The following is a 2,246-nucleotide window of genomic DNA, read 5'->3' on the forward strand; positions in this document are numbered from 1 at the left end:
CCCCGGAGCCGACCCGAAGCCCCGGGGCACCGGCGCCCCCGAAGCGAACGCGAGGCCCCGGACCTCGGCGGCGGGCGGCCCGCTCCCGGGCGGCCGCACCGGCGACGGGACCCTCGGCGTCGCGTACCGTCACCGACCGCCGACACCGCCCACCGTCCGGATCAGCACCGGATCAGCCGTAGCTGCGGGCGGGCACCGGGCCGACCGCCGAGGCCACCGTGTCGGCGAGCGGCTCGATGTCCGCGGCCGTGAGGTCGGAGACGGTCAGGCGGACTCCGGGCGGCGACGACATCCGGAAACGCGCCCCGGGAGCCACCGCCCACCCGGCGTGCAGCAGCCGCGCCACCGCTCCCGTCTCGTCCTGGACGGGCACCCATACGTTCATCCCGCTGCGGCCGCGCGCCTCGACACCCCGCCGCGCCAGCGCGCCGATCAGAGCGTCGCGCCGTTCACCGTAGGAGCGGGCGACGGCGGCGGGGTCGACGACGCCGGACGCCCACAGATGCGCGACGGTGTGCTGCAGCAGCCGGCTGACCCAGCCGGGCCCGAGGCCGAGCCGCCCCTGTACGCGGTCGATGGTGACGGTGTCCCCGGTGAGGACGGCGACCCGCAGATCGGGCCCGTAGGCCTTGGCCGCGGAGCGCACGAACACCCAGCTGTCGGTCGGCCCCGCGAGGGGGTGCAGCGGCTGGTCGACGATGGCGTGCCCGTGGTCGTCCTCGATGAGCAGGGTGCTCGGGAACCGTGCGAGCACGGCACGCAGTTCGTCCGCCCGCTCGCGGCTCAGGACCGCGCCGGTCGGGTTCTGCGCCCGGTCGGTGACGACGATCGCGCGGGCTCCCGCCCCGAGCGCCCGCTCCACCTCCCCGGGCAGTGGCCCGTCGTCGTCGAGTGCGACGGGCAGCGGCTTGAGGCCGAGTGCGGAGACGAGATCGAGCAGACTTCCCCAGCCCGGGTCCTCCACGGCGACCGCGTCGCCGGGCCGCAGATGCGCGGCGAGCACCCGCTCGATGGCGTCCAGCGATCCGGAGGTGGCGGCGAGCGGCCCGGCAGGGACCCCGTCGGCGTCCATCGACGCGCGTGCGAGGCGCGCGAACTCGGGGTCCAGCGGCGCCCTTCCGTACAGTCCGGGTTCCTCGGCGTGCCGTCCCGCGGCTGCGGCGAGCGCCTCGCGCAACGGCGGCAGGAGCGCCAGGTCCGGATTGCCCTCGCCGAGGTCGCGCACGCCGGGGGGTGCGTCGACCCGGATCGATCCGCGCGCGGTACTGGCCGGGCGGGGGCGCACCCGGCTGCCCCGGCGGCCGGAGGTCTCGATCACTCCCCGTTCGCGCAGGGTCCGGTAGGCGGCCGCGACGGTGTTCGGGTTCACCCCCAGTTCTGTGGCCAACTCCCTCATCGGGGGCAGCAGTCGGCCCGGTTCGAGCTCTCCGGAACCCACTGCCCGCTCGATGCTCGCGGCGATCTCGGATGCACGCCGCCCAACGATCCGATACTCTCCTAGCACAAAAGACATTATGCACTAGTGCAATGGAGACCGCAATGCCGGAGACCGCGGAAGCCCCGTACGAGCCGACCGACCGGACGATTCCCACCCGTTCCCGGGAGCGGGCATCGTACGACCGTGAATCGGTGCACTCGATACTCGACACGGCGTACGTCTGCCACCTCGGGTTCGTCCGCGACGGAGCCCCGGTCGTCCTGCCGACGCTGTACGCCCGCGTCGGCGAGCGGCTGTACGTCCACGGATCGACCGGGTCCCGTCCCCTGCGGATGGCGGGCGGGGCGGACCCGGGGCTGCCCGTGTGCCTGACGGTGACGCATGTCGACGGACTCGTCCTTGCGCGCTCCGCCTTCCACCACTCGCTCAACTACCGCTCGGTGGTGGTCCACGGCACCGCCCGGCAGGTCACCGACCCGTCGGAGAAGCGCACCGCCCTCGACGCTCTCGTGGAACATGTCGTTCCCGGCCGTTCCACCGACTCCCGCCCGGCGAACGCCAAGGAACTGGCGGCGACGGCGGTACTCCGCCTGGATCTGGCGGAGGTGTCGGCGAAGACCCGCACGGGCGGCCCGAACGACGACCCGGCCGATCTGGACCTTCCCTACTGGGCGGGGGTCGTCCCCGTCACCACCACCCGCGGCCTGCCGGACCCGGCGCCGGACCTCTCCCCGTCGACGCCGCTCCCCGCCTACCTCTGACGCGCCGCCTACCTCTGACGCGCCGCGCCGGTGCATGAGCCGCGGCC

General features: G+C 74.4%; 2 protein-coding genes. One reads left to right on the top strand and one right to left on the bottom strand.

The genetic code is table 11. The annotated features are described in order from the left end of the window. Positions 1-172 precede the first annotated feature (172 nt). Positions 173-1,504, bottom strand: coding sequence for an aminotransferase class I/II-fold pyridoxal phosphate-dependent enzyme (locus ACWGH4_RS34400; RefSeq protein WP_453467750.1), 1,332 nt, complete (start codon positions 1,502-1,504; stop codon positions 173-175). A 23-nt stretch (positions 1,505-1,527) separates the two neighbouring features. Here ACWGH4_RS34400 and ACWGH4_RS34405 point away from each other — a divergent pair, with 23 nt between their 5' ends. Continuing rightward, positions 1,528-2,199, top strand: coding sequence for a pyridoxamine 5'-phosphate oxidase family protein (locus ACWGH4_RS34405; RefSeq protein WP_453467752.1), 672 nt, complete (start codon positions 1,528-1,530; stop codon positions 2,197-2,199). The last annotated feature ends 47 nt before the right edge of the window (positions 2,200-2,246 follow it).

Source organism: Streptomyces sp. NPDC054847 (assembly GCF_053610925.1).